Genomic DNA, 20,343 nt, shown 5'->3' with positions numbered 1-20,343 from the left:
GTTTATTCTTCCTTATTTGAAGCCATTTGTAATTTATTCTTTCCGAAATCTAAAGTGCGAATTGGGAATGGAATGTTGATACCAGCTTCATCAAAGTTTTTCTTGATAAGCTTTATAGCTTTATGTTGTGCTGCTAGTTTTGGTTTAGGTTTTGTGCTTTCAACCCAGAATCGAGTTACAAAATTAATAGAACTATCGCCAAATTCGGTGTAAAAGAATTCTACTTCTTCATTTTTTTGATGTTCAAAAGTATCCGAAATTATTTTCACTACAAGATCTTCTACTTTTTGAAGATCACTTTCATAACCTACGCCACAACTTACTTCTACTCTAGAGCGTTTAGACCAAGAATAATTTGTAAAAGGGTTCTCTATAAAAATTGAATTGGGAATTATAACATATTCATTATCTGTCTGACGAATTGTTACGTTTCTAAGATTAATTTCATCAACATACCCACTTTTGCCTTGAGCATCTATAAAATCACCAATACGCACTTTGGGTAAAAACGATAGCATTAAACCAGAAAAAGTATTGCTTAAAGTACCTTGAAGTGCTAATCCAATAGCTAAACCTACCACTCCGGCACCGGCTAATACCGACGTTAAAACCTTGTCTAATTGCATAACGCCTAAAGCAATAAAAAAACCAATTAAGATTACAATTGCTTTTATTATTTTAGAAAGCATCTGTTTTACAGATTCGTCATTTACTTTCCTAAATAATACTTTATAGGAAAGGCTTTTTATTCCCTTTGCAATAAAATAGAATAGGACCATTACCAAAATGGCAACAGCAAAATTGGGCAGCTTAAGGATAATTGCATCTAACCAGCCGTCAAGCTTGTCCCATAAGTTTGAAATTGAATTGTTTAATGAAAATTTGTCTGACATAATATATTTCATTTATAATAGTGAGGAAAGCATAAAAGTACCCAAAACCCATAGAATAATTGAAAGAATACCTCCAATTATAAAAAAATGTTTGAATTTATAGAAGCCCATGCCGTAAATCAAAGTATTTGTTTGATAGCCCATTGGCGTGAAAAAACTAAAGTTAGCGCCAAATAAAACGGAAAGAATAAACGGTTTCATGGCTAAATCTAAACCTACTGCTACCGCTATTGCAATTGGGGTCATAATTATTGCAGTAGCATTATTACTAATCACACTACTCATTACCATGGTTATTAAAAATATTAAACCGATAATAATTAGATTTGATTGTCCGCTGAGTATTAGTAACAATTGATTAGAAATCCAGGTGTCAGCTCCGGTATTATTCATCGCTATACCTAAAGGAATCATTCCAGCTAATAAAAATATAATTTGCCAGTTAACACGATGGTATACATCATTTAATTCCAAACATCGCGTAAGTAATAATAGACACACCCCCGTAATTGCACTTATTAAAATGGTTAAAACACCAGTTGCAGCTAAACCAATTACTGCTAATAAAATAGCAAATGAAAGTGTTCGCTTTCTAAGATTTACAGATTTGTTTTTATGTTCTCGTAATATGGCCACATTTTCCATTTCATAAAGTTGGTTTATTTCATTTTTTGGAATTTCTATTAGCAGCCTATCTCCGGGCTTAATCGTTATTTGATTTATATTTTTTCGAACCAAACGCTCCTTTGTATTCCGGATGTTTCTCCTTTTTTTTATAGCAATTGGTAGTGCATTACGGAATGTTTGCTTTCGTAATTGTTTTAGCGTTTTCCCTATTAGTATAGATCCTGGCAAAATTAAAACTTCTACAAAACCCCAATCTGCTGCTTTTTTTTGTGTTTCGTTTTCGTCTTCATTGTTTAAGGTGTTTTTTTCAGAATCTTCTTGTTTTTTATGAACGCTTAGCCCTTCCGAGTCATTAAGTTTTGAAAGGGTTTCCAAATCGCACATAAGTACTAATTTATCATTTTTTTTTAGTGTAATATATTTTCCAGGAGCATTGGTTATTTGGTTTTTTCTTCTAAGCTTCAGTATTGAAATATCAGCATTTAAATAAAGAAAAGTATCTTCAATATTTTTGTCAATTAAGTTTGAACCTTTATTAATTACAACCGTAGTTACATAGCTTTCCAAATCGTAGGCTTCCTGTAAGTTTTCTTTAGCATCTTTCGGCAACCATCTAGAGGCGATTGTAATAACTAGAATCCCTACAATAAGAAAAATAATTCCGAAGAAAGAGAATTCAAAAAAATTAAATTTTTCAGCTCCTAAATCACGAGCTACCGAATTAACAATCAGGTTTGTTGAAGTTCCCATTAAGGTACAACTTCCTCCTAAAATTCCGGCGAAAGAGATTGGTAATAAAAGTTTGGATTGCGGTAGATTGAAACGTTTTGATAATTCAGAAATGATTTTTATAAATACAATTACAACGGCTGTAGTATTTATAAATGCGGAAATACCCCCTGTTATAAACATAAAAACTGGCAATAATAAAAATAGGGGCAAGACATGCAGGTTTTTAAGAAAACGTGCAAGTGAAGCTATAACGCCATTATCTTCTAGCGCTAATGCAATAATCATCAATGAAAGCACGGTAATTGTTGCGGTGTTGGAGAATCCAGAAATTGCTTCTTCAGGGGTTACCAAGCCCGTTAATGCCAAGGTGGCAATAATCAACATTGCTATTTTATCTACAGAGAAAACTTCGAAGGCGAAGAGTACAATCGTGGCGAATAAAATAGAAAAAACGAGTATTATTTCTGTAGTCATTTAGTATGATGGTTGGTATCATAAAGATAACCGCAGAAATAAAACCCGTTCCTAAGAATTTCATAAAATATTGAATAAATCAATATTTTAACACTTTTATTTTAACCTAAATACTTTTTAAGAATGTGGCTTTTTGAGGTTTGACGCAACCTACGGATTGCTTTTTCACGTATTTGGCGTACTCGTTCTCTACTTAAATCGAAGGTGTCACCAATCTCTTGAAGTGTCATTGGTGGCTGTCCACAAAGCCCAAAGTTTAATTTTACAACATCAGCTTCGCGTGGTGCTAAAGTATCTAGTGCACGATTAATTTCGATACGTAAAGATTCATGCAATAGGCTTTTGTCTGGATTTGGACTTTCCCCAGAACTTAAAACATCGTATAGGTTATTGTCATTTTCACCTTCTTGAAAAGGAGCATCCATAGAAAGACTTCTAGTTGAATTTTTAAGGGAGCTTTTCACTTTTGATTCACTGAAATCAAGTTCCTTCGCTATTTCTGCAGCGGTAGGAATTCTTTCAAACTTTTGTTCCAAATGAATGGATGCTTTTTTAATTTTATTGATATCGCCAATTTTGTTTAAAGGCAAACGTACAACACGCGATTGCTCTGCAATTGCTTGCAAAATAGCTTGACGAATCCACCAAACAGCATAGGAGATAAATTTAAAACCACGGGTTTCATCAAATCTTTTTGCAGCTTTTACCAAACCAACGTTTCCTTCGTTGATAAGATCGGGAAGACTAAGACCTTGGTTTTGATATTGTTTTGCTACAGAAATCACAAATCGTAAATTTGCTCTGCTCAATTTATTTAATGCAGCTTGATCTCCTTCACGAATGCGTTGGGCCAACTCCACTTCTTCTTCCGCTGTTATTAAGTCTATCTTACTAACATCTTGTAAATAACTATTTAAAGATTTGGTTTCTCGGTTGGTTACCTGCTTCGTGATTTTAAGTTGTCTCATATATTCTCTCTGTTTTTTATAATAACACGGCATAGTAATACATTTTATCTACATTTCCAAATAGTTAACAGAAGTTGTTAAAATTTGCTGGTAAATATTTTTTTCATACATTAAATGAAAAATGAATATGAAGACTAAAAAAAACATCCTTTTGGCTTTTTTTTCAATACTGATTTCAACGCTTTATGCCCAGAAACCAACTGAAATGCCAAAACCGACCGAAAAACCTGTAGATCTTTCTAATCCGGCAGATATTATAATTTATATTGTACTACCAATTTGTGCGGTTGTATTTTATTTTATTTGGAGAAAAAAACGGAAAAAATAATTTTTTAAGATTTTAATGGCAATTTGTAATTCTTCAAATATTAATTTTGGAGCAATTGTTGTTATTCTATTTTAAAATTAAAGTTATGTTTCAAAAAATCTTTGTCATTGGTTGTGTTTTACTTTCATATACCATGTTTTCTCAAATAGAATTGCCTACTACCTCTGTTCAGTTTGATTCTTCTACTTCAAACACACAAAGCACTACAGGTTTTGAAATTCCCGCTATAAAAACGCCAACTTTATCAAACAGCAGAAACCCCAACACACCTAATAATTCTACTTTAGGAAAAGAGGAAGAGAAGCAATTAGACATACAAAACGGAGATGGTTTAATGGAGTATACAACGAATAAAACTCCAAAATACTTTACCAAAGATAAAGAGGAAAAACCCGAATATGGAAAGGATCAATATTTAGGAGATTTTAAAACGACTGCCAAAAAAGCAACAATTATGTACCGCGACCATGAGTTTGTGGATGGCGATATGATTAGGGTATATGTAAATGGCGATATTTTAATCCCCGTAGCAAGATTGGAAGGTAGTTTTAGAGGATTTGATCTCCCGTTACAGGACGGCTTTAATAAAATTGATTTTGAAGCATTAAACCAAGGTTCTTCAGGGCCAAATACAGCACAACTTAATATTTATGATGAGACGGGAAATATTTTAGCTTCGTATGAATGGAATCTTCTTACAGGCAATAAAGCTACTGCTATTTTAGTGAAACAATAACCTGCCTATTTATACAAAAAGAAGCCTAATTTAATTTATTTCAACTGGAATAAATGAGCAACGCTTTGTAGTTTCTTTCTTTAAATTAATACCTTCGCAATACAAACCACTTCACAAAAACAGTAATTATGGCATTAACGAATAACGATATAATGAAAAAACTTCGCGTAGCTCACAAATTACGTGATGAAGATATTGTGAAAATTTGTGCTTTGGTAGATTTTGCAGTTACAAAAAGTGAGTTGGGAGCTATTTTTAGAAACGAGAACCATGAAAAATATGTGGAATGTGGTGATCAGTTTCTTCGTAATTTTTTAAATGGGTTGGTTATTCATTTACGCGGCCCAATGCCTGATAAAAAAGAAATAAAACCAAAGCCAAAAGCTAAACCAGCGCGTAAATACAATCCAAATCCTAGAAAATAAAAAAGCTGAAATGAAATTCTTTTCAATCCAGCTTTAGTCAGTTTTGGGTGCTGTACTTTTTAATAAACGTGTCTGCATGTTTTTTTGATTGTAGGGTCCTCAAATAAATGTTGGTTTACAAAGCTTAATGTATGCTGTTTTTGAGCCCCGCATTTTATTCTTTTTAAAGTGTTTCTTAAAGTTTTCATGGCTAATTTTTTAGATTTTTAATAGTCTTCGTTATTTAAAACGTCTTTTTAAATTCCACATATATGCTTTGGAAGTATTAGGTCTGTGTTGCTGTGAATTGCTGTTTAATGTTCTCATGATTTTTATTTTAAAGGTTTAAGATTAATTTTTTAGCGAAATCTTCTTTTCATATTCCAAGAATACGATTTTGAAGTTTTCATTTTGTCTGTTAATAGGTTGCTGTTTAAAGTTCTCATAATAATTATATTTATTGGGTTATACTTAAAAGACGCAGGAGTGATTGTTATGTTACAGTACTATGCATTGCAAAGTAATGTTTTAACTAAATATTAACGTTTGCAGGCTATTTTTGGAGTTTTATTTCAAACAAATTTGCTTTAACATACAATTAACCGTAAATGTATTTTAAAGTCTTGTGGAATAAGGCGTTTAAATATATCTTTGCAAAACAAAATACTTAGTAGTCTATTATAAATGAGCACATTGAAGAAAACTGAAACAAGCAAATTGAAACGAACCCATTTGTATTATAAATACACGGGTTTTTATTCTTTTGTGGGTCAAAGTCTTAAAAAAGCGATTATTCCAATCGTTCTTTTAATAGCTGCATTAATTGTAGTAGATCTCTATGTAGTAGATTTTAGCAATCTCTTTACCTATATAACTGAAACATTTGCGCCTATTACAGTTTTACTTGTATTTCTTGCTTCTGAATCTTTATTAGGTCTTGTACCACCAGAAATTTTTATTGCTTGGAGTGATAAGACCCCTGAACCATTAGTATACTTAACTCTTTTAGCTACTTTATCATACGTAGGAGGGATTATTTCGTATTTTATTGGAAAGTGGATTTTTAATATTCCACAAGTGTATGCATATATGGAAGGGAAGATGAAAAAACACCTTAAGCATATTAGAAAATGGGGCGGCTTTTTAATTATTGTAGGAGCATTACTACCTATTCCTTATTCAATGACGAGTATGGCGGCTGGAATGATAAACTATAAATTTAGAAACTACCTGTTATTTGGTTTGCTGCGTTTTGTACGTTTTTATCTATATGCCATTGCCATATTCAGTTTGGTGTAGTACTTTTGAAGTACAGAAGCACTTTTCTTCTCTAATAGTATCTTTTCACTTTAAAAAGCAACATTCTTTTCAATGAAGAAAGACCCCTACGCAGCATTACGATTTCGGGAGTTTAATATATTTCTTTTAGTCCGTTTTGCGATGGTTTTTGCATGGAGTATGCAATTTGTAGTTATTGAATGGGAGGTTTATAGTATTACAAAAAACCCACTCTCTTTAGGAATAATTGGTTTAATGGAAGTAATTCCAGCTGTTTCTATGGCTTTATTTGCTGGCCATATTGTAGATCAACGAGAAAAACGAGGCCTTTTGTTTAAATGCATTTTTGGATTTTCAGTAGTAAGTTTAGGATTGTTTCTTCTTACATGGCCGCTAGTAGTAAAAGACTTAGCTACGGATACTATTTTGTATTTGGTTTATTTCTTAGTATTTCTTGGGGGAATTGTACGTGCGTTCTTAGGGCCAACTATATTCTCATTATTTTCATTATTGGTTCCAAAAAAGATATATCCAAATGCAGCTACTTGGAGTAGTTCTGTTTGGCAAATGGGAGCAGTGTTAGGCCCAGCGGCTGGCGGATTTTTTATACATTGGATTGGAGTTCACTGGTCTATGTGTTTTATTTTCGCATTTTCTCTATTTGCTTTATTGCTTTTACTTCAAATACCTAGAAAACCTATATTGAACCCAAATATTGGGGAACCTGTTATGAAAAGCCTTAAAGAGGGCGTAAAATTTGTATTGGGAACAAAAGTTATTTTGGGTGCTATAACTTTAGATATGTTTGCCGTTCTTTTTGGTGGGGCCGTGGCTTTACTTCCTATTTATGCCCAAGATATTCTTAAAGTAGGACCAGAGGGATTCGGTATATTGCGTGCAGCTCCTGCTGTGGGGGCTTTGATAATTATGTTTACTTCTGCTTACTTTCCATTAAATAAAAATGCAGGGTATAAACTACTTTTTGCAATCTTTGGGTTTGGGGTTTGTATTATTGTTTTCGGACTTTCTAGTTGGTTCTGGATTTCGGTTATCGCACTTTTTCTAAGTGGCATTACAGATGGTATTTCAGTAATTATAAGGCAGACAATTCTTCAACTTCGCACTCCAGACCATATGCGAGGTCGCGTAGCATCTGTAAATTCGATGTTTGTTGGTTCTTCAAATGAATTGGGGGCTTTTGAAAGTGGATTAACCGCAAAGTTGATGGGAACCGTAAGTGCTGTAGTTTTTGGAGGTGCTATGACAATCCTTACTGTGGTGGGGACAGGGGCATTTTTTCCTAAATTAAGAAAATTAGATTTACGAAAAGATATGGAGGAACACGAGCGGGAATAGTGTTTTAGTAGACTAAAATTAATTAAACCCGAAGCGACCCTCGAAACCCTCTGCCTGCATAGTAGGATTGTGCCCCATTATGGTATACAAAAACAGTTTCAAAACGGTAATCACCAAATATTGCGCCTCCCAATTTTCTGATTTTTGATGGAGTATTTAGCCAACTTGAAGTTTTAGTGTCGAAATTTCCGAGTTTCTGTAATTGATTATATTCTTCTTCTGTTAAAATTGCAATGCCTATTTCTGCCGCCATAGCTAGGGCACTATTTTTAGGTTTATACTCTTTCCTTGATGCTAGTGCTTCAGGGTCATAACATAGGCTTCTGCGACCCTTGGGACTTTCTGTAGCAAAATCATAAAAAATATATTCTTTTGTTTTATCGTCATAACCAAAAACATCAGGTTCGCCTCCAGTTTTTTCCATTTCATTTAAAGACCAAAGTCTTTCTGGTTTACATTCAAGTTTTACAAGGACATTTTTCCATTCAATATCGGAATGACGTTCTTTATTTTTTTCAAAACGAGTTTCTAAAATTTTTAAAAGAGCTTCTTTTTGCGCTGTGTCTATATGTTTTTCAGTTCCTTTTGCCATTTTAATTCATTTAAATTTTTCGTGAAATAACTGTCTATCTTGAAATAAAAGTAATCTAATTAATGGTTTTTTTATAACCGAAATGTAATAAGAATACGAAACTACATAAAAGGGATAGGGTTAAGACCATTGCATTCTTTGAAGTCGAATGGCATTCAATATTGCTAGAAATGTAACGCCCACATCAGCAAAAACAGCTTCCCACATAGTGGCAATTCCACCAGCCCCAAGAATGAGCACAATTAATTTTACACCAAATGCTAATGCAATATTTTGCCAAACAATTTTTCGTGTAGAACGACCAATTTTAATAGCACGTGCAATTTTTGAAGGTTGATCTGTCTGTATTATAACATCTGCAGTTTCAATTGCTACATCACTTCCTAAGCCACCCATAGCAATACCAACATCACTTACAGCAATAACAGGCGCATCGTTTATACCATCCCCAATAAAAGCCACTTTTGTGCCTGGAATTCTTTTTAATGCTTCAACTTCATTTAATTTATCTTCAGGGAGCAAGCCTCCAATTGCTTTTTGTAACTTTAATTCACGTCCAATTTTCTCGGTTATTGACGGTTTATCACCAGAAAGCATTATAATATTCGAAATTCCTATATCGCGAATTTGTTTTATTGCTTGATGCGCATCTTCCTTTAATTCATCTGAAATAGTTACATAGCCTGAAAATTTTCCGTCTATAGCAATCATTACAATAGTCTCTACAATAGTTTCAGTTTCTACTGCAGCATCAATAGTATTAGTGGTCATTAAGGCTTTATTGCCAACTAAAACCATTTTGTTATTCACGATTCCTTTTAAGCCTTTTCCTGCAATTTCTTTAACATCTGTAGCTTCAAATTTTTTACTTTCGGTTTTATATTCTAAGAGAGCTTTAGCAATAGGGTGTGTGGATTGCGCTTCCATAGCCAAAAGATATTGCATCATTTCAGATTCAGAACTATTGTAACTTTTAATTTCCTTTATTTGAAAAACACCTTTTGTAACAGTTCCAGTTTTATCCATTACTACGGTATTTATTTTTGTAATTGCATCTAAAAAAGAAGCACCTTTAAAAAGAATTCCATTTCTGGATGCTGCGCCGAGTCCGCCAAAATAACCTAACGGAATGGAAACCACCAAGGCACAAGGGCATGAAATAACCAAAAATATTAATGCACGGTATAACCAATCTTGGAACACATAATCGTCTACAAGAAAGTAGGGTAAAAGTGTTACGCTAATTGCTAAAAACACCACTATTGGGGTATAAACACGAGCAAATTTTCTAATAAAAAGTTCCGTTTTAGATTTACGTGAAGTAGCATTTTGAACCAAGTGTAAAATCTTAGCTATTGAGCTGTCATTGAACGCTTTGGTTGTTTCAATTTCAATAACACCATCAAGATTTATACTTCCAGCATAAACTTCATCTCCTTGTTGAAGTGAACTAGGTTTACTCTCACCAGTAATGGCTGCGGTATTTACGGATGCTTTGTTGGAAAGTAAGATACCGTCTAAAGGGATTTTCTCGCCTACACGGACTTGAATTTTTTCACCTATTGTTACTTCTTCAGGGGCTACCGAACTATATTTTTTACCTCTATAAACCAGCGCTTCATTAGGCCGAACATCTAATAGTGCTTTAATATTTCCGCGTGCTTTTTGGACTGCTGAATTCTGAAATAACTCTCCAACGGCATAAAATAGCATTACTGCAACTCCTTCTTCATAATGACCAATGGCAAAAGCACCGACGGTGGCAATCGTCATTAAAAAGAACTCAGTGAAAAAATCACCTCTTTTAATAGCATTCCAGCCTTCCTTTATTACAGGAAAACCAACTGGAATGTAAGCGATGCTATACCACGCTAATCTTAACCAATCTTGAAAGAAACTTACTTCAAAATAATCTAAAGCAATACCAGTTACAAGCATCACAAAGCTTATAATTGCTGGAATGTAAGCCTTTATCCTCGATTTGTTTTCAGAATTCGGAGCAGTATGAGTTGAGCTACAGCCACAGCACCCATCGTCATTATTGAGATTACTAAGTTTTATATTCTGTTTTTTCATTGCATTTTATTTTTTGCACTAGTAGAAGTATCTATTCGAAGATTTTTTTATAAGTTCCGAATAGATTACTACTACAATTTAAAGTGCAAGGTATTTAAATAGGCAATGCAATGGAAGTGCATTAACGAACGCATTTATCGCAAACTCCTTTAATTACAAGGTTTGCGTTTTCAGCTGTAAATCCATCAGGAAGGTTGATTTGCGGTATTTTGTGTTCTGTTAAACAAAGGGTTTCATCGCAGGAATTACAATGGAAATGTAAGTGAAGATCAGTTTCTATTTCACAATTGCAGCCTTCTTCACAAAGTGCGTATTTTGATATGCCCGTACCATCATCAATTTGATGAACAATTCCGTTTTCCTCAAAGGTTTTAATAGTTCTGTAAAGAGTTGTTCTATCTGCCATTACAAAATGGTTTTCAATATCGGTAAGAGCAGCGGCGGTTTGTTTTTCAAAAAGAAACTTATAGACAAGAAGTCTCATAGCTGTTGGTCTTACAGCATTTTTTTCTAAAATATTTTCTATATCAACCATAGGTTTAGTGACTGTGTTCCGCAGTTCCTTTTTTCATTTCTGCTAGTAAATAATACGCATTATTATATGCAAATTTAGTGTTTGGTTCAAGAGTTTTCAAAAAATTAACTTCAACCCAATCACCATCTTTAGTGCCTATTATAACTTCCTCGGGTTCAAAACTCCAATCTTCATTTTCTTTTTTTGCGGTAAAAACATAAAATCGATCGCCATCTTTTCCTATAGCTCCTTCAGGAATTGCAGTAACAGAAATTGTGTTTTCAATGTCAATTCTCCCCTGAATATACATTCCGGGAATAAGGTTTCCTTCTTTATTTTCAATTTCAGCGTGTACATGCAGAGCTTTTGGACCTTTCTCAAAGCTTTTGCTTATTGAATAAATAGTCGCAGTAAGCTCTTCTCTAGGAAGGGATTGAATGTTAAAACGCACTTTTTGTCCTACTTTAATTTTACTTACATCTTTCTCAAAAACCATCAAATCTGCATGCACATGCTGAGTGTCTATAACCTCAAACATATTAGTTTGAGGTTCTACATATTGCCCGTTTTTTATTAGAACAGATTCAACGGAGCCGTCAATTGGGCTTCTCAGGCCTACTTTATGATAAATTGTACCCTGACGGACCCCAGAAGTGTTAATATTCAATTGTTGTAATTGTGCTTCCAAACCATCTGCAAGGCTCAATGAGGCTTGATAAGCTGCTTCTGCTTTTTGAAAATTCATCCCTGAGCCAACACCAGCTTTATACAATTTCTGTTGCCGTTCGTATTCTTTTTTCAAAAACAGACTATTGCTGTGAGCGTTTAAATACTGGGTTTGTTTTTCCACAATATTTGGATGTGCTAAATAAGCAACTATTTGTCCTTTTTTTACTTTATCGCCTTCAATAACTTCAATAGAAGCTACATTTGCTCCAATAATTGCAGTGATTATAGCTTCATTTTGTGGCGGAACTTCCAGTTCTCCATTAGCTTCCACATACCCGCTCATCGGACGCATTGTAAGGCTGTCTACCTTCATTTGAAGCACATCAAATTGGTGTGCTGTGAGCATAACCTCCTTTTCAGAATGTGTTTCTACTTCTGTAGGTGCTTTAGAATGATTGGGAGCAGGTTTTTTTTCACCACAAGAAATGGTTGCTAAAGTTAAGATTAAGGCAAAGAAGATATATATACAATAATTTTTCATAGTAGTTAGTTTTTAAAATAGTGAAGTTCAAACAACGTATCAAGATAATTTTCGAGTGATTCTAAGGCATCCATTTCAGTTTTAATAGCGTCGTGAATCAACTGTGTAAAAGTGGCATAATCTACTGCGCCTTCTTTGTAAGCGAGTAACGCTCCTTTGCGTTGTTCTTTAGCTAAAATCAAGGCTTCATTAGAATAAAAAGCCCAAGATTGTTGCCATTTTTGATGCTTCTGAAGTATTTGTTGGTATTCTGAAGCAAGCTGCTTCTCTTTGAAACTAGCGTTTGTTTGTGCTATTTCGGTTTCTATTCGTGCAGCTTTTATGCTACTGCCCGTAATTCCCGAAAAAAACGGAATGGACAATCCAGCTTGATAACTATAAAAACCACTACCGCCATTTACTTGCTGTAAACCACCTTGGATATTGAATTTTGGATATAATGCTGCTTTCGCCGTTTTATATTCTGCTTCTGCAGCTGCAATTTGCTGTTGGGAGCGCAGTGCTTCTGGATGGTTTTTTAAATCAAAAGCGGCGTTGAAAGCAGCAATAGAAATGTCTGGAAGTTCATCGGGGACCGTATAAAATTGTTCTGAATTAAGCCATAAATTTAATTGTTGCAAGGCAATTTGATATTCATTAACTGCCTGTTGTTTTTTTATTTTTATTTGAAGGGCTTGATTTTTAGCAGCAGAATACTCCAACTTTGAGATTGCTTCTACTTCATAATTAAGGTCGACTGCTTTACTGAATGTATTGTAAATAGAATCTAGTTCTATAAATAATTGAAGCCTTTTTTTATTCTGAAATGCATTTGACCAAGCTTTCTTCACTTCTTTTTCTACTTGATTTTCAGTTAGCTTAAAAGTTGTTTCTGCAAGCGCAATACGCTTTTCCTGCAGGTTTTTTTTAGCGCTAATTCCAAAAATATCTATGTTAGATTGTTCCATACCTATGAGGGTGTAGATTCCTCTGTCTTCATTTATTTCTTCGCCACCAGTAAAAATAGTTGTGGTCCCAAAATTGTATGCGCTAGCTTTTAAGGCTTGTTGTTTTTGTATTTCCAGTTGTGATGTTTTTAAAAGCACATAATTTTCCTTTGAAATTCTGACAGCTTCTTCTAAGGAAAGTTCAGGAAGTACATCTTTTTTTCCTTGCGAAAAACTTTCTATAGGAATAAAAAAGAAAAACAATAGAACAGTGGTTGAAACGACTCCCTTTTTATTGAATTTAAAATTAAAGGAGCGGTTTTCAACCCATTGATAAAAAATGGGTAATATAAAAAGTGTAAGTAGGGTGGAGGTGAGTAAACCGCCAATGACCACAGTTGCTAGTGGACGTTGTACTTCTGCTCCCGCCGAGCTTGAAATTGCCATTGGCAGAAAGCCCAAAACATCGGTAAAAGCAGTAAGCATGATGGGTCTAATTCTTCTTTTTGTACCTTTAATAATTCTATCATTTAAACTGGTTACACCTTCATCTTTTAATTCGTTTAGACCACTTATCATAACCAAACCATTAAGTACGGCTACTCCAAAAAGGACAATAAACCCAACTCCTGCAGAAATACTAAAAGGCATATCTCTTAACCACAAGGCATAAATACCTCCGATAGTTGCCATTGGAATTGCCAGATAAATTATAAGTGTTTGTGGGAAGGATTTTAAAGCGAAATAGATTAGGACGAAAATAAGTACTAATGCAAGAGGTACCACACTTTTGAGTCGATTGCTTGCGCGTTCCAAATTTTCAAATGCCCCGCCATAACGAATATAATACCCGCTGGGTAATTTTAATTCGTCATCCAGTTTTTTCTGAATGTCTTCAACCACAGATTTTACATCCCTATCACGAATATTGATGCCAACATAGGTTCTACGGTATGTATTGTCGCGACTTATTTGCATGGGGCCAGGTTCATAATTTATAGTTGCAATTTCACGCAATGGTATCTGTGCCCCTGAAGGAAGGTTTATAAACAAATTTTGAAGATCTTCAATGCTCGATCTACTTTCTGCCTTTAAACGAACGGCAAGATTAAAGCGTTTTTCACCTTCAAAAATTACTCCAGCATTACCCCCAGCGAAGGCTGCTTGTACAATTTCATTTAACCTCTTTATATCTAAGCCATATTGCGCTAGTTTGTTTCGGTTGTAATTGATGGTTATCTGTGGTAGCCCTTCTGTGGCTTCAACTTTCATATCTGCTACGCCCGGAACGGTTGCAATAATCCGACCCATTTCTTCGGCTTTGCTCGCAAGAATTTCTAAATCATCTCCAAAAAGTTTGATAGCTACATCCTCGCGAACCCCTGTAAGTAATTCATTGAAACGCATTTCAATAGGTTGTGTAAATTCAAAATTTACGCCAGGAATAATACTTATAGCACCTTTTATCTTTTTGAGTAGCTCGTCTTTTGAAGTAGCAGAAGTCCATTCACTAGTAGGTTTTAGAATAACAAAAACATCTGCAATATCCATTGGCATTGGGTCTGTAGGAACATCGGCAACTCCAATTCTACTGATTATATGTTCTACTTCAGGAAATTTTGCCTTAATAATTCGTTCTATTTTTGTAGTTGTTTCTATTGTTTCTGTCAACGAACTCCCTGGTTTTAATAAGGCGTGAAAAGCAATATCTCCTTCATCTAATTGAGGAATAAATTCGCCGCCCATTCTAATAAAAACAAGTATTGCTACTGCAAAAAGAACAATTGCTGAACCAATTATTACTTTTCCTTTTTTTAATGATTTTACTAAAAGTGTTTCATATTTACGCTCTGTCCAGTGTACAAAACGATTGCCAAAACCTTTATTTTCAAAATTTTCATTTTTTGGAGCTCGAAGAAAGAGTGCCGAAACCATTGGCACATATGTTAAACATAAAATCATAGCGCCAATCATTGCAAATATGAAAGTTAATGCCATGGGTTGAAACATTTTACCTTCTACACCTTCCAAAGCAAGAATTGGAAGAAACACAATTAAAATAATAAGCTGACCAAAAAAGGCTGTGTTCATCATTTTTTTGGATGCTTTGGCAGCTATTTTATTGCGTGTTTCTTTGTTTATAGTTTTCTTTTTTAAAACGTAACTATATATTGTAAATACAGTGCCTTCTACAATTATTACTGCGCCATCCACAATTATTCCGAAGTCGATAGCACCCAAACTCATTAGGTTTGCCCATACGCCAAACACATTCATTAAAATAAAAGCAAAGAGGAGTGATAACGGAATTGTTGAAGCCACAATTAAGCCTCCACGCCAGTTTCCAAGCAGTAAAATCAATACAAAAATGACTATCAAACCACCTTCCAAAAGGTTCTTTTTTACTGTTCCAGTAGTTTCTGCAATGAGTTCACTTCGGTCTAAAAAAGGTTCAATTGTTATTCCTTCGGGTAATGATTTTTGAATTTGTAGCATCCGTTCTCGAACGTTTTCAATTACATTATTCGAGTTGGCGCCTTTTAGCATTAATATCATGCCGCCTACAGCTTCGCCTTTGCCATCTTTTGTTAGTGCGCCGTAGCGAACAGCACTACCTATAGTAACTTCCCCAACATCTTTTATTTTTATGGGAATACCGTTACTGTTTTTAACAACGATGTTTTCAATATCTGAAACCGTTCTAGCAAGTCCTTCTCCGCGAATAAAATTAGCTTGGTGGTTTTTTTCGATGTATGCCCCGCCAGTATTTTGATTGTTATTTTCAAGGGCTTTATAGATTTCAGTAATTGTGATACCAATTGCTGAAAGTTCATTTGGATCTAAAGTAACTTCGTATTGTTTTTTATTTCCTCCGAAAGCGTTAACCTCAACTACGCCAGGAACCATAGCCATTTGCCTACGAACTATCCAATCTTGAAGGGTTCGCAATTCAGTTAATGAATATTTTTCACGGAATGCATCTTCTACTTCCAATGTGTATTGGTATATTTCGCCTAAACCAGTAGAAATTGGTCCCATTGCTGGCTCGCCAAACCCTTGTGGAATTTGTTCGCGTATCTCTGGAAGTTTTTCCGAAACCAGCTGTCGTGGTAGGTAAGTCCCTATTTTATCATCAAAAACGATGGTAACCACCGAAAGCCCAAAGCGTGAAACTGAACGAATTTCTTGTACATCGGGAAGGTTGCTAAGGGCAACTTCAATAGGGTAGGTTACAAATTGTTCAATATCTTCAGTACCCAAATTTGGTGACTGCGTGATTACTTGAACTTGATTGTTAGTGATGTCTGGCACGGCATCTATTGGGACTTGGGTCATGCTCCAAACTCCTCCTATAATTAAGGAAAGTGTAAGCAACCCAATAATAAATTTGTTATTGATTGAAAAATCAATGATTTTATTAATCATAAGTATACGTTTAAGTCAGTTAAGTATTTTATACAATTGCTTTAACAAATGCATACATGAAATTTGAGCTCTGCGTAGCTCACAATAGGGTATAAGTATCCTATTAAAACTGAATTAAACCCGTGGAGGTTGAAATAAGGAGTGCGAAATTTCTTCACCCAAACTATCAAAATGGGTGAATTTTTCTTTGGAAATATGCTGGGTCATTGGCTCAAATACAACTGCGGAAGTGTCTATAGTTGGCACTTGGCAACATTGGCAATGACAAAATGGAGAGCATAAATCTGCAGTGCTATGGTCGTGATTTTGATTGTAATCAATACTGATTTCAGTTTTTGAAACATCTGAAACACTTTCTATATCGCTACAAGGCACAAAATTAAGTGCCAAGAAATAAACGGATAGTATGATTGTAAAAATTTTCACTAAGCAAATATAGCATAATTGAAATGCAACTGAATTGCAAACAGCTTATAAAGAAGATTCGATAATTCTAAAAGGATATGCTTCTTGAACTTTTTTCACTTCCTCCTCGGTAATTACTACTGTGTTTGATTTTAAAACTTTTGAAACGTAATTTTCACGTAGTTCAAAATAGGCTTTTGCAATTTCATCTTGAACCGTGATAAAACTTTGGTAAGGCGCTTCATGGTGTATTGCTAATGCGATTGAAGCTTTTTTAGGATTATCTGAAGCTTCTACAAAATGATCACCTTCGCAGTAATCACAAGATTTATCTGCATTGTTATCAATAAAAGTTTTAAGCTTATTCTTTAATTCTTCCAAAGAAACAATGATTTTATTGGCAAGGATCTCACCGTTTTCATTTACACCTATTGAAAAAATATTATTCTCTTTTAAAGGAATATTACAAATTTCTCCTGGAGGACAGGCTTGGGGAAGGCTTCTTACAATTCCTTTATCATTTGGAATCATAGCGGTTACTAGAAAGAAAATTAAAAGTAAAAATGCAATGTCGGCCATACTTCCTGCATTCACAGCAGGCACTTTGTTAGAACTTCTCATACGATACTGGTTTAGTGTTCAATTTTATTAAAACAAAAAAAATGCCATAGTTTAGTTGTTCTTTGAAGTGGTTCTCAAAAGAATGTATTAATTTTAAAAAATTACTTATTGTTATAATTTTATCAGATGCTAAAAAACGCTACCGCAATTCCTACTGATTTTACTTCCTATTTAATGAATTCGGTGGGTTTGCAACAAGCTCAAGCGGAACAATTATCTATTCCGTTAGAGCGAATTAATTATGAAAAGGGAAGTCTATTATTGAAAAAAGGTGATGTATGTAATCACTCATTTTTTGTTGAAAAAGGTTTGTTACGTTCCTATATGCTTGATGAAAGTGGAAAGGAGCATGTTATTCAGTTTGCTCCTGAAAATTGGTTTATTGTAGATAGAAGCAGTGTTTATTTTAACGCTGCTTCAGAGAGTTATATAGAAGCTATTGAAGAGACTCAAGTTGTTTTTATAGGTGAAAATTTTATGTGTAAGGCTACAGAGGTTAACCCTAATTTTGGACGTTACAATGATAAATTACTACACAATCACATTCGCCAAATGCAGAAACGAATCAATTTATTACTTGGGGCTACCGCAGAAAAACGTTATTTAAGTTTTATTGAAATGTACCCTAATTTATTGTTGCGCGTGCCACAATGGATGATTGCCTCCTATTTAGGAATTACTCCCGAAAGTTTAAGCAGAGTCCGGAAAGAGCTGGCACATAAAAATTTTAAACCTAGTTAGTCAGGTAGGGGAACAAAATCCGTTTCGTTTGGAACCTTCGGAAAACGTTGTGCTTTCCAATCTTCTCGTGCTTTTTCAATTGTTGCTTTATCTGAAGCAACAAAATTCCAATGTATATGGCGTTCTTCAGGAAAAGAATCTCCGCCAAAAATATATAGGGTAGTGTTTTCATCCATCTCAAATTCACAGAGTTTACTATCGTTGGCGACTAGAATTTGTTTTGGATTGTATTTATTTCCTTCGCTAAAAACGTTTCCTTCCAGAATATAGAGTCCACTTTCGCCAAAAAGTGAATCACCAATACTTACTTGCTGTCTTTTTTTGCTTTTTAGTTCCAAGAGATAAAGATTACTGTGTACAGGAACGGGAGATTTTCTACCTAAAACATTTCCAGCAATAAGTTTTATAGATACATCATTTATATCCCACTGCGGAATTTCTTCTTTTGTGGTATGGTGAAAAGCAGCTTCCATTTGCTCTAAATGTTTTGGAAGTGCAACCCAAATTTGCAGACCGTGCAATGATTTTTCTTTGTCTCGCAACCTATTTGGGGTTCTTTCAGAATGAACGACCCCTTTTCCTGCAGTCATCCAGTTTACTGCGCCAGGAGTAATTTCTACTTCTGAGCCCAAGCTATCGCGGTGCATGATACTGCCCTCAAAAAGATAAGTAAGCGTAGAAAGCCCTATATGCGGATGTGGAGGAACATCTAGGTTTTGAGTTTTATCCATAGTTACAGGTCCCATATGGTCTATAAACGCAAAAGGCCCCACCATTCGTTTTTCACGGAAAGGCAGTAGACGGCCAACCATAAAATTGCCAATATTTGCAGCGCGTTCCGGGATTATTGTTTTTAGATTCGACATAGTTTTATAATTAATGAGGATACTTTTTAAAGTTTTTAATAATAAAAAGCATCCTCGAAGATAGTTACTTTTTATTATTCTAAATAACCGAATTTTCCCATATTAAAATCACTTATTGCTTGAATAATTTCACTTTTAGTATTCATAACAAAAGGACCTTGGGCTGCGATAGGTTCCTTTATAGGTTCGCCACTTAAAACTAAAACCACTGCCTTATCTATTGCTTCAATTGAAAATGCTTCCCCATCATTGGCAAATAATCCTAAGCTATCGGTTTTTATTAGGTCGGAATTATTCACTTTTATATTTCCTTCAATTACTAATACGATGGTATTATAATTTGCAGGAAAGTGAAAGCTTGCTTTTCCACTCTTGTTTAATTTTGCATTTAGCATATGCACAGGGGTAAACGTATCTGCGGGTCCTTTTTTACCAAGATATTCCCCGGCGATTATTTCAACAAAGCCTGCGTGGTCAGGAAGTTGCACTTTTTTCATAGCATCATTAGTGATTCCCTGATATTTAGGACTGCTCATTTTATCCTTGGCTGGAAGATTAATCCATAATTGCACCATTTGAAAATCGCCACCTGCTTTACTGAAATTTTCTTCGTGATATTCTTTATGAAGTATTCCTGAAGCAGCTGTCATCCATTGTACATCGCCCTCTCCAATAACATCATTATTACCGGCACTATCGTGATGCGCAACGCTCCCTTTATAGGCAATGGTGACCGTTTCAAAACCACGGTGTGGATGCACGCCAACTCCCCGAGGTTGCTCTGTGGGTGGAAAGTAAAATTTACTGTTATAATCCATCATAATAAATGGATCCATTCTTTCAAAACCTTCTCCCAAACCAGTTGGTATATATTGATGTACTCTAAACCCATCACCAACCATATGTGGTTGTGGTGGTGTTATTATGCGTTCTATTTTTTTTGTTTTCATTGTAAAGTGCTTTTGTTTTTACAGTGTAAAATTACATTGAAGAATATTTTTCTCCATTGATGTATGATAAGAACTTAATCGGGTAGGAGCAGTAATTCTATTAATCTATATGCCTATACTTTTTTCACTAAAAAAGGGGTTTTAACGTTAAAAATAGGGGGTTAAAACCCTGTAATTCAAATATATAAAAGTTATATTTGTTTTATTAACACTCTAAATA

The 20,343-nt window shown here is 34.6% G+C and carries 18 protein-coding genes; 6 read left to right on the top strand and 12 right to left on the bottom strand.

What is annotated here, in order from left to right:
- Positions 1-2: 2 nt before the first annotated feature.
- The 3 genes from ABJ955_RS00205 to ABJ955_RS00195 all read right to left on the bottom strand — a co-directional run bounded on the left by ABJ955_RS00205 (position 3) and on the right by ABJ955_RS00195 (position 3,694).
- The gene (locus ABJ955_RS00205; RefSeq protein WP_347372590.1) at positions 3-893 is read right to left on the bottom strand and encodes a mechanosensitive ion channel family protein; all 891 of its coding nucleotides are present in this window, start codon (positions 891-893) and stop codon (positions 3-5) included.
- A 12-nt stretch (positions 894-905) separates the two neighbouring features.
- A complete protein-coding gene (locus tag ABJ955_RS00200) occupies positions 906-2,726 on the bottom strand; it encodes an SLC13 family permease (RefSeq protein ID WP_347372589.1) in 1,821 nt (606 codons plus the stop codon).
- Positions 2,727-2,827: 101 nt separating this feature from the next.
- On the bottom strand, positions 2,828-3,694 hold the full coding sequence (locus ABJ955_RS00195; RefSeq protein WP_347372588.1) for an RNA polymerase sigma factor RpoD/SigA: 867 nt from the start codon (positions 3,692-3,694) through the stop codon (positions 2,828-2,830).
- A 127-nt stretch (positions 3,695-3,821) separates the two neighbouring features.
- Between ABJ955_RS00195 and ABJ955_RS00190 the strand changes: the two genes are divergently transcribed.
- The 5 genes from ABJ955_RS00190 (at position 3,822) to ABJ955_RS00170 (ending at position 7,796) form a co-directional block, all read left to right on the top strand.
- Positions 3,822-4,022 (top strand): adenylosuccinate synthetase, encoded by a 201-nt coding sequence (locus tag ABJ955_RS00190; RefSeq protein ID WP_347372587.1) that lies wholly within the window; start codon positions 3,822-3,824, stop codon positions 4,020-4,022.
- A gap of 85 nt (positions 4,023-4,107) precedes the next feature.
- Positions 4,108-4,758 carry a hypothetical protein gene (locus tag ABJ955_RS00185; RefSeq protein ID WP_347372586.1) on the top strand — a complete coding sequence of 217 codons (651 nt, stop codon included), beginning with the start codon at positions 4,108-4,110 and terminating at the stop codon, positions 4,756-4,758.
- 128 nt (positions 4,759-4,886) lie between these two features.
- Positions 4,887-5,183 (top strand): DUF1456 family protein, encoded by a 297-nt coding sequence (locus ABJ955_RS00180; protein ID WP_347372585.1) that lies wholly within the window; start codon positions 4,887-4,889, stop codon positions 5,181-5,183.
- A gap of 663 nt (positions 5,184-5,846) precedes the next feature.
- A complete protein-coding gene (locus ABJ955_RS00175) occupies positions 5,847-6,461 on the top strand; it encodes a VTT domain-containing protein (protein WP_347372584.1) in 615 nt (204 codons plus the stop codon).
- Positions 6,462-6,533: 72 nt separating this feature from the next.
- A complete protein-coding gene (locus tag ABJ955_RS00170; RefSeq protein ID WP_347372583.1) occupies positions 6,534-7,796 on the top strand; it encodes an MFS transporter in 1,263 nt (420 codons plus the stop codon).
- Positions 7,797-7,818: 22 nt separating this feature from the next.
- Here the strand turns inward: ABJ955_RS00170 and ABJ955_RS00165 are convergent, their stop codons facing one another.
- From ABJ955_RS00165 to ABJ955_RS00135, 7 genes are all read right to left on the bottom strand, one after another.
- Positions 7,819-8,388, bottom strand: coding sequence for a DUF4256 domain-containing protein (locus ABJ955_RS00165; RefSeq protein WP_347372582.1), 570 nt, complete (start codon positions 8,386-8,388; stop codon positions 7,819-7,821).
- Between the two features lie 120 nt (positions 8,389-8,508).
- Positions 8,509-10,464, bottom strand: a complete 1,956-nt coding sequence (locus ABJ955_RS00160; protein ID WP_347372581.1) for a heavy metal translocating P-type ATPase — start codon at positions 10,462-10,464, stop codon at positions 8,509-8,511.
- A 121-nt stretch (positions 10,465-10,585) separates the two neighbouring features.
- Positions 10,586-10,999: a transcriptional repressor gene (locus ABJ955_RS00155; RefSeq protein WP_347372580.1), complete on the bottom strand. Its 414-nt coding sequence runs from the start codon at positions 10,997-10,999 to the stop codon at positions 10,586-10,588.
- A 4-nt stretch (positions 11,000-11,003) separates the two neighbouring features.
- Positions 11,004-12,188, bottom strand: a complete 1,185-nt coding sequence (locus ABJ955_RS00150; RefSeq protein WP_347372579.1) for an efflux RND transporter periplasmic adaptor subunit — start codon at positions 12,186-12,188, stop codon at positions 11,004-11,006.
- A gap of 5 nt (positions 12,189-12,193) precedes the next feature.
- Entirely contained in the window at positions 12,194-16,540 is a 4,347-nt protein-coding gene (locus ABJ955_RS00145) for a CusA/CzcA family heavy metal efflux RND transporter (protein WP_347372578.1), read from the bottom strand.
- 114 nt (positions 16,541-16,654) lie between these two features.
- Positions 16,655-16,966 carry a DUF6660 family protein gene (locus tag ABJ955_RS00140; RefSeq protein ID WP_347372577.1) on the bottom strand — a complete coding sequence of 104 codons (312 nt, stop codon included), beginning with the start codon at positions 16,964-16,966 and terminating at the stop codon, positions 16,655-16,657.
- A gap of 45 nt (positions 16,967-17,011) precedes the next feature.
- A complete protein-coding gene (locus ABJ955_RS00135) occupies positions 17,012-17,566 on the bottom strand; it encodes a biopolymer transporter ExbD (RefSeq protein ID WP_347372576.1) in 555 nt (184 codons plus the stop codon).
- Between the two features lie 126 nt (positions 17,567-17,692).
- On the opposite strand from ABJ955_RS00135, the gene ABJ955_RS00130 reads away from it, so the two are divergent.
- Entirely contained in the window at positions 17,693-18,307 is a 615-nt protein-coding gene (locus tag ABJ955_RS00130) for a Crp/Fnr family transcriptional regulator (protein WP_347372575.1), read from the top strand.
- Here the strand turns inward: ABJ955_RS00130 and ABJ955_RS00125 are convergent.
- Positions 18,304-19,173, bottom strand: coding sequence for a pirin family protein (locus ABJ955_RS00125; RefSeq protein WP_347372574.1), 870 nt, complete (start codon positions 19,171-19,173; stop codon positions 18,304-18,306). The two genes, ABJ955_RS00130 and ABJ955_RS00125, sit on opposite strands and share 4 nt — an antisense overlap.
- A gap of 74 nt (positions 19,174-19,247) precedes the next feature.
- Positions 19,248-20,123, bottom strand: coding sequence for a pirin family protein (locus ABJ955_RS00120; protein ID WP_347372573.1), 876 nt, complete (start codon positions 20,121-20,123; stop codon positions 19,248-19,250).
- Positions 20,124-20,343 lie beyond the last annotated feature (220 nt).

This window comes from Aequorivita sp. Q41, from assembly GCF_039831855.1.
In the GTDB taxonomy this organism is placed as follows: domain Bacteria; phylum Bacteroidota; class Bacteroidia; order Flavobacteriales; family Flavobacteriaceae; genus Aequorivita.
Note: the sequence above shows the minus strand (reverse complement) of the source record. Positions and strands in the feature narration are given on the sequence as shown.